The sequence below is a fragment of the Micromonospora sp. NPDC050695 genome, assembly GCF_040654415.1.
In the GTDB taxonomy this organism is placed as follows: Bacteria; Actinomycetota; Actinomycetes; order Mycobacteriales; family Micromonosporaceae; genus Micromonospora.
In genome coordinates, this window is sequence record NZ_JBFAHZ010000040.1 from 41,747 (window position 1) to 49,281 (window position 7,535).

General features: G+C 72.7%; 10 protein-coding genes. 5 read left to right on the forward strand and 5 right to left on the reverse strand.

Translation table 11 applies throughout. The features are described from left to right. Window positions 1-153 precede the first annotated feature (153 nt). Window positions 154-450, forward strand: a complete 297-nt coding sequence (locus AB0H52_RS24275; RefSeq protein WP_151490253.1) for a hypothetical protein — start codon at window positions 154-156, stop codon at window positions 448-450. Between the two features lie 110 nt (window positions 451-560). On the opposite strand, the gene AB0H52_RS24280 is transcribed toward AB0H52_RS24275, so the two are convergent. Further along, window positions 561-1,235 (reverse strand): AAA family ATPase, encoded by a 675-nt coding sequence (locus AB0H52_RS24280; protein WP_151490254.1) that lies wholly within the window; start codon window positions 1,233-1,235, stop codon window positions 561-563. A 60-nt stretch (window positions 1,236-1,295) separates the two neighbouring features. On the opposite strand from AB0H52_RS24280, the gene AB0H52_RS24285 reads away from it, so the two are divergent. Further along, the gene (locus AB0H52_RS24285) at window positions 1,296-2,297 is read left to right on the forward strand and encodes a tyrosine-type recombinase/integrase (protein ID WP_151490255.1); all 1,002 of its coding nucleotides are present in this window, start codon (window positions 1,296-1,298) and stop codon (window positions 2,295-2,297) included. 6 nt (window positions 2,298-2,303) lie between these two features. Here AB0H52_RS24285 and AB0H52_RS24290 read toward each other — a convergent pair whose 3' ends face one another. Continuing rightward, a complete protein-coding gene (locus AB0H52_RS24290; RefSeq protein ID WP_151490256.1) occupies window positions 2,304-2,729 on the reverse strand; it encodes a fasciclin domain-containing protein in 426 nt (141 codons plus the stop codon). Between the two features lie 73 nt (window positions 2,730-2,802). After that, window positions 2,803-3,582, reverse strand: coding sequence for an endonuclease/exonuclease/phosphatase family protein (locus AB0H52_RS24295; protein WP_151490257.1), 780 nt, complete (start codon window positions 3,580-3,582; stop codon window positions 2,803-2,805). Between the two features lie 184 nt (window positions 3,583-3,766). Between AB0H52_RS24295 and AB0H52_RS24300 the strand changes: the two genes are divergently transcribed. Further along, entirely contained in the window at window positions 3,767-4,540 is a 774-nt protein-coding gene (locus AB0H52_RS24300) for a TSUP family transporter (protein ID WP_278122626.1), read from the forward strand. Beyond that, entirely contained in the window at window positions 4,540-5,310 is a 771-nt protein-coding gene (locus AB0H52_RS24305) for a GNAT family N-acetyltransferase (protein ID WP_357950169.1), read from the forward strand. The genes AB0H52_RS24300 and AB0H52_RS24305 overlap by 1 nt, the downstream gene beginning before the upstream one ends. 4 nt (window positions 5,311-5,314) lie before the next feature. On the opposite strand, the gene AB0H52_RS24310 is transcribed toward AB0H52_RS24305, so the two are convergent. Together AB0H52_RS24310 and AB0H52_RS24315 are read right to left on the reverse strand one after the other, a co-directional pair. Continuing rightward, on the reverse strand, window positions 5,315-5,824 hold the full coding sequence (locus tag AB0H52_RS24310) for a peptide deformylase (protein WP_151489629.1): 510 nt from the start codon (window positions 5,822-5,824) through the stop codon (window positions 5,315-5,317). A 31-nt stretch (window positions 5,825-5,855) separates the two neighbouring features. Then, window positions 5,856-7,103: a chorismate-binding protein gene (locus AB0H52_RS24315; RefSeq protein ID WP_192580244.1), complete on the reverse strand. Its 1,248-nt coding sequence runs from the start codon at window positions 7,101-7,103 to the stop codon at window positions 5,856-5,858. A 96-nt stretch (window positions 7,104-7,199) separates the two neighbouring features. Here AB0H52_RS24315 and AB0H52_RS24320 point away from each other — a divergent pair, with 96 nt between their 5' ends. Next, window positions 7,200-7,400 (forward strand): DUF5999 family protein, encoded by a 201-nt coding sequence (locus tag AB0H52_RS24320; RefSeq protein WP_139582101.1) that lies wholly within the window; start codon window positions 7,200-7,202, stop codon window positions 7,398-7,400. Window positions 7,401-7,535: the final 135 nt, after the last annotated feature.

The window sequence follows — 7,535 nt, forward strand, 5'->3', positions numbered from 1 at the left end:
CACCGACGAGGCGACGCGGGGGAGCGCCACCGACCCAGCCGAACCTCGACTCGACCCCTCGGGCGACATCGGTGGCGGCGCGGGGGCGACCCCTACCCGCGAGGTGGGGGGCAGATCCTGCTGACGGTCGTCGGCCCCCGCATCCCGCTGACGGTGCCGCTCGATGCCGTCTCCGACGGTGAGCCGGACGACCCGCTCGACGACACCGGTCCGTTGATGACGCTCGCCGCCGACCCCGTCATCCGCGGCGGCCGGGCCCTGAAACAGAACGGCCACCACGAAGCCGGCACCGACGGCGGCCAGGATCAGCACCATCCGCCGGGCGACCCTGCGCATCCGATCGGTCACGAGCGGGACGGATCGAGTCGACACAGGACTCGGCGGGGTTCCATCGACGGGACTTCGCACGCGGGCACGACCCCTCCGCTCAAGTTTGATGACTCATCGTAGCGATGTGGACACGCCAACGCATCCGGCGGCGTGTCGCGTACCGCCCGTCCGTCACGTGACGGGCGCTCTGGTGCCTCTGCCGAGCCGAAGCTCCGATTCGATAATTCACATTATGTAAAGTTAGGCGATCCGAGGCTTCCCCCGCCGAGCGCGGACAGGTGTTCCTCGATCAGGGCGACCCGTTGCGGGACCGGCCCAGCCGGCACATGGACCAGGTGGTGCCCGTACGCCTCGTACACCTGCTCGTGCACGCGGGCGAAGGCCAGCGATTCGGCGTAGCTGATCCGGCGTGCGGCCGTGCGGGTGATGAAGCCCAGCGGGCTGACCAGAAACACCGTGCGCTGGTAGATGCGCTGCCGCGCGATCCGGTCCACCTCGGCGGCGAGCGTCGGGCCGACTGGTCTGCCCAGGTGTCGGGCCAGGGCCAGCGTGCACAGGGGCGACCGGTCGTACAGCCGCGTCGGCCGCCGCAGGAGACTCGCGTCGATCATGGAGTTGTGGTGCCCGGCGTCACCCTGATTGCGCAGTTCATCCGCCACCACAAGTCCATGATCGACGGGGGCGACTGGGGGTCCGTCGGCCTCGATCTGGCGGTGGCGCTGCACGGCGTCGACGAACGCCGGCTCGCGCCATGGTTCGGCGCAGCCCTGCGCCTGGCGCTCGGCGATGACGTCGGTGGCGGCCTCCCGCACCGTGGCGTATCCCTGGTGGCGCAGCGCCTCCAGCACAGTCGTCTTGCCGGCGCCGGGCGCTCCGGTCAGGACGTACCGCAGTGGTTCGGGCATGGTCTTCTCCCCCTCTCCCCGCGCTTCCCGGGAACGCGAAAGTGCTGCATAATATCCCTTATGCATGACAAAAAGGACGAATCGCTCGGGGTGCTGATCGAGGAGTTCCTGACCGCCCGGGCCACCCGCAAGCCCTCCCCGCACACCCTGGCGGCCTACCGGCGGGACCTGTACGCGGTGGCCGCCCTGGTCGCCGACGGGGACGCCACTCCCCTCCCCCTCGACGAGCTGTCGATCACCGACCTCTCCCCCCGCGTGCTGCGGTCGGCGTTCGCCCGGTTCGCCGCACCCCGGGCGCCCGCGTCGGTGCACCGTGCCTGGTCCACCTGGAACAGTTTCTTCACGTTCCTGGTCGCCGATCAGGTGGTGGCGGGCAATCCGATGCCCGCGGTCGGCCGGCCCCGTGCGCTACTCCCCCAGCCGAAGCCGCTGCGTGGCGCGGACACCCCCGAGGTGCTGCTGGCGTCGGTCGCGCGCGACGACGGCCGCCAGCGTGACCCGTGGCCGGAGCGGGATGTGGCGGTGCTGGCGGTGGCGCTGTGTGCGGGGCTGCGCCTGTCGGAGCTGCTGGCGCTGCGGGTCGGGTCGCTGACGGGGCGGCCCGGTGAGCGGCGGGTCGAGGTCACCGGCAAGGGTGGGCGTCCCCGGGTGGTGCCGATCGAGGCGGATCTGGATCGGGTGGTGTTGGACTATCTGGACAGTCGCCGTCGGCGTTTCGGGGCCCGGTCGGTACGCCCCGACTCGGCGTTGCTGGTGGATCGGCACGGTGAGCCGCTGCGCCGTGGTGGGCTGCAGTATCTCGTCGATTCATGCTACCGGCGGGCGGGCATCGGTGACCGGGTGCCGCGTGGGGCGCGGTTGCACGCGTTGCGGCACACGTTCGCGACGCGGTTGGCGGAGGACGGTGCCAGCGCCGCGGAGATCATGCGGTTGCTGGGGCACGCGTCGTTGGCGTCGTCGCAGACGTACATCGAGGTGACGGCCGGGCAGCAGCGCGACGCGGTGCGGGCCAACCGGACCAACCGGGCGTTGGCGGCTCTGGTGGCGGTGGACCGGGAGTGAGTGGGGTCAGTGGGCGCGGTGGCCGGTGCCGTCGGCGGTGACGGGCAGTGGGCCGAGGACGGCGTTGATGAGGTGGATGCGGGCGTTGGTGGCCCGGTAGTCGGCGCAGACGGTGTCGGCGCGGTCGGCGAGGCGGGTGGTGGGTCCGGTGCGGACGGCGGTGAGGGTGGCGCCGTCGAGGGTGGTGACGGTGCCGGTGGTGGCCAGTTCGTCGATCGAGTGGGCTCCGGTGCTGAGGTGTGGGACGCGGTCGCTGAGGGTGTCGATGGCGGTGGTGTAGGCGTACTCGTCGGTGTCGCTGGTGTACTGCGCGGCGTGGGTGGTCTCCCATGGGGTGCGCAGTTGTTGGCCGGGGGTGTCGGGTTGCCCCAGGGTGCGGTGGTGGTGGCGGTGACGGGGTCGGAGTAGGGCTTCTGGCGGTTGGGGCGCCAACTGCCGACGATGGTGGGGGTGCCGTCGGTGTCGACGGTGGTGCGTTCATTCGTGGCCGCGGTGGTCGGTGACTTCAGCCGAGGTCGACCAGCAGGGGCCGGTGGTCGGAGATGGTGGACAGCGGAGCGGTGACGGCCCGGACGGGTGGCAGTTGGTCGAGGGCGTGCCGGTCGGCGAGGACGTGGTCGAGTTGGACGCGGGGTTGCCCGGCGGGGTAGGTGGGGCGTCGGCCCAGGGGTTGCCAGCCGGAGATGAGCCGGGCCGGGCCGGCGGGCAGGTTGAGGTCGCCGAGCAGGACGCGGGGTGCGGGTAGCGCGCGCAGGGCGCGGACGGTCTGGCGGAGTTGGCGGGCGTTCCAGCCGGGGACGAAGGACAGGTGTGTGGCGGCGACGGTGAGGGGGCCGTGCGGGGTGTCCAGGACGGCGGCGAGGACGACGCGGGGTTCGTCGTGCAGCAGGATGAGGCCGCCGCGGGGGCCGGGCACGTAGACCGGGGAGCGCACGGGTGCCGGCTTGAGGCGGGTGACCTGCCAGCTGCGCACCGGGTAGCGGCTGATCAGGCCGATGCCGTAGCAGGGTTCGCCGTGGCCGTCGTCGTCGTGACGCAGGGGTCGGAACTGTTCGCCGGGGGTGCCGACGACGGCGGCGGCGAAGCGGTGGTGGGGTGCGTCGAGGGCGTGGGCGGCGATGGCGGTGAGGTCGAGGTTGCCGCTGCGGCGCTGGTCGCGGTCGACCTCCTGCAGGGCGAGCACGTCGGCGTCGAGGGCGCCGATGGCGGCGGTGAGTCGGTCGGAGTCGACGAGCCCGTCGGTGAGGGATCGTCCGTGCAGCAGGTTGAAGGTGGCCAGGCGCACTCCTGCACCCTACGTCCCCGTGGCAGGGTTGCCGGGTGGTCAAGGTGCTGCTGTGTTCCGTGCTGGTGTTCGTGGCGGTTGGCGCGTTGGGGGTGTGGTTGCGGCGTACGCGGGGTCGGTGAGTGGGTGAGGCTGGCCACTCGGGTGCTGGTCGGGTGGGGTCGGGTGGGGAGAATGGCGGCCCGTGGACGCCGTTTCGTTGAGTACGCTGCTGGCCGCCGCCGCGATGGCGGGGTGGGTCGATGCCGTGGTCGGTGGTGGTGGGTTGTTGCTGTTGCCGGCGTTGCTGGTGGCCGCGCCGGGGTTGCCGGTGGCGACGGCGTTGGGCACGAACAAGTTGGCGGCGATCTTCGGGACGGGCACGGCGGCGGTGACGTACGCGCGGCGCACGACGGTCGACTGGCGGGTGGCGGGGCCTGCCGCGGGGTTGGCGGTGCTCAGCGCGGGGGTGGGTGCCGCGCTGGCCGGGGCGGTGCCGGCGTCGGCGTACCGGCCGGTCGTGCTGGTGGTGCTGGTGGCGGTGGCGGTGTTCGTGCTGCTGCGCCCCCGGCTGGGGGTGGTGGCGGCGCCGGCGAAGCGGACCCCGCGGCGGGTGGTGGCCGTGGTCGCGGTGGCCGGGGTGGGTGTCGCCCTGTACGACGGTCTGATCGGCCCGGGTACGGGCACCTTCCTGGTGTTGGCGTTCACGGCGCTGGTCGGTGCGGATTTCGTGCACGGTTCGGCGATGGCGAAGGTCGTCAACGCGGGCACGAACCTGGGTGCGCTGGTGGTGTTCGGGGTGACCGGGCACGTGTGGTGGTTGCTGGGCGCGGGCATGGCGGTGTGCAACATCGCCGGCGCGGTGCTGGGGGCGCGGATGGCGTTGCGTCGCGGGTCGGGGTTCGTGCGGGTGGTGCTGCTGGTGGTGGTCGTGGCGTTGGTGGCGAAGCTGGGCCATGACCAGTGGGTGGCCCGCTGATGCCGGTGCGCGCCGAGCACGACCGGGTGGTCCTGGCCGGGCTGCTGGGTCGTGATCCGGTGCTGCACGCCTACCAGTTGGGCGACCTGGACGACTTCTTCTGGCCGTACACGTCGTGGTTTCGTCGGGGTGAGCAGGTGGTGTTGCTGTACCACGGGGTGGATCCGCCGACGGTGCTGGCGTTCGCCGCGCCGGCGGACACCGCGGCGATGGCGGCGTTGCTGGCCGACCTGGCGCCGGTGCTGCCGGCCCGGCTGTACGCGCACCTGTCCCCCGGGCTGGTCGACGCCCTGTCCGGGTCGTTCCGGTGCGACTCCGGTGGACGGCATCACCGGATGGCGTTGACGGACCCGGCGCGGCTCGCGGCGGTTGCCCCGCAGGGTGTGGTGCTCGGCGCGGCGGACCTGCCGCAGGTGCGTGAGCTGTACGCGCGGTCGTACCCGGGGAACTGGTTCGACGCGCGGATGCTGGACACCGGGCAGTACCTGGGGGTCCGTGCCGGTGGTGAGCTGATCGCGGTGGCCGGGGTGCACGTGTTCTCGCCGGCGTACCGGGGGGCGGCGGTGGGCAACGTGACGACGCATCCGCGCTGGCGGGGGCGGGGTGTGGGCGCGGCGGTGGTGGCCGGGTTGTGCGGCCGGCTGCGGGACAGCGTCACGCATGTGACGTTGAACGTGAAGGCGGACAACGCGGCGGCGGTGCGCCTGTACGAGCGGGTGGGCTTCACCCGGGTGGCCGACTACGACGAGTGGACGGTGACGGCCCGGTAGGGCGTCAGCGGCGGCGGCTGGGTGAGTCGAAGCGTCCGGCGCGGATCTCCCGTAGGGCGCGGCGGCGGATGTCGCCGCGCAGCGTGTCGACGTACAGGGTGCCGCGCAGGTGGTCGGTCTCGTGTTGCAGGGCGCGGGCGAGGAAGCCCGTGCCGGTGATGCTGAGGGGTTCGCCGTTCTGGTCGACGCCGTGTGCGGTGGCGTGCAGGGCGCGGGCGGTCGGGAAGTACAGCCCGGGGATGGACAGGCAGCCCTCCTCGTCGTCCTGGAGTTCGTCGGACAGTTCGAGGGTGGGGTTGATGAGGTGCCCGCGGTGCCCGTCGGCGTCGTAGACGAACACCTGGGCGCTGACGCCGATCTGGGGTGCGGCGACGCCGGCGCGGCCGGGCGCGCCGAGCAGGGTGTCCATCAGGTCGGTGACCAGGGCGCGCAGCTCCGCGTCGAAGGTGGTGACCGGGTCGCATTCGGTGCGCAGGACGGGGTCGCCGATGATCCGGATGGGCCGCATGGTCATGCGGGTCAGCGTATCGCCGGCGGTGGCGGGCTCAGCGGCCGGCCAGGGTGGCGCGGATCGGGGCGGTCTTCGCGGCGGCCTCGGCGACCTCGGCGGCCGCGTCGCTGTCCCAGGTGATGCCGCCGCCGGCCCAGGTGTGCAGCCGCTCGCCGTCGGCGGCGGCGGTGCGGATGGTCAGGCCGAGGTCGATGTGGCCGGGGGCGACCCAGCCGAGGGCACCCATGCTGGCGCCCCGGCCGACGGGTTCGAGGGCGGCGATCTGGTGCAGGGCGGCGAGTTTCGGCGCGCCAGTGACGGAGCCGCCGGGGCAGGTGGCGCGCAGCAGGTCGGCGAGGCCGAGGCCGTCGGCGACGGTGGCGCGCACGGTGGATTCGGCCTGCCACAGGTCGCACCAGCGGCGTACGGCGAACAGGTCGTCGACGGTGACGGTGCCGGTGCGGGCGATGCGGGCGAGGTCGTTGCGTTCCAGGTCGACGATCATGATGTGTTCGGCGCGTTCCTTGGCGCTGGCGAGCAGGTCGGCGCGGCCGGCGGCGGTGGCGGGGCGGGTGCCCTTGATGGGCCGGGTGATCAGGTGCCCGTCGGTGACCTCGATGAGGGTTTCCGGGGAGGCGCAGCCGATGGCCCACCCGTCGCCGGTGAGGACGCCGCCGTAGCGGGCGCCGGGGAGCGCGCCGAGGCGGCGCAGGCCGGGCAGCGGGTCGCCGGTGTAGCGGGCCGCGGCGTGGCCGACGAGGTTGCTCTGGTAGACGTCGCCGCGGCCGATGGCGGCGCGGACGGCGTCGACGGCGGCGGCGTGCTGGCGTGGTGTCCAGCTGTCGGTCCACGTGCCGAGCCACCAGGGTGTCGGGGGGCCGCTCGGGGTCGCTCGGGCGGGTCCGTGGTCGTAGACGACGACGGCGAGGTCGGGCACCCTCGGCGCGGGTTCGGGTGCCCCGGTGGGGGCGCCGGCGAGCAGCGCCCCGGCGGCGGCGGAGAGGTAGAGCGCGGCGCCGCAGGGGTTGGTGTCGTGGTGGGTGGGGGTGGGTCGGCTCAGGTCGTGCAGGGCCAGCCCGTGGGCGGCGAGGAACTCCTCGGCGAGCGCGGCGGGGTCGCCGCCGTCGGTGCGGCGCCAGTGCAGGCGGGCCCGTTCGACGAGAGTGTGGCGGCACGCGCGCGGTGCCGCGGGTGCGTCGACCAACGCCGCCGGGTCGCGGGACGCGGCATACACCTGTGGGAGCGTTTCCACGCCGTATGGTCCGACCTTCCTCATCCGTTCAGTGGATTTCCCGTGCGCCAGGCCGACACCTGCTCGATGCTGGACACTTTCGCTTGGTACTGTGCGTCACTGGTCATGTGAACCATGACACAGTGCCCCCACAGTCCGGAGAACCCGATGTGCCAGCACCAACCGACCTGCCCCTCCGCCGCAGCGACCGACCGCGAAGCCGCCCGGGTCCTCGCCTGCTTTCCTGAGCAGGGCTGGAGCCTGCTCTGCAACGGTGTCATCGTCTTCGAGGACACCGGCGAGCTCCTCCCCGACGGCAGCAGCATCGCCCCGCACCGCGGCCCTGCCCGTCACGCCCTCGTGGCCTGATCGACCACTCAGCGTCACCGTACAGCCGCCGTCGACCAGGCTAGTGCAGCAGGTCGCAAGTCCTGTTCTGGTTGCTGGTGACGCTGTGTGAGGGTCATGCGGCTTTGGTGAGGTTGTCCCGGGTGGGCTTCTGGT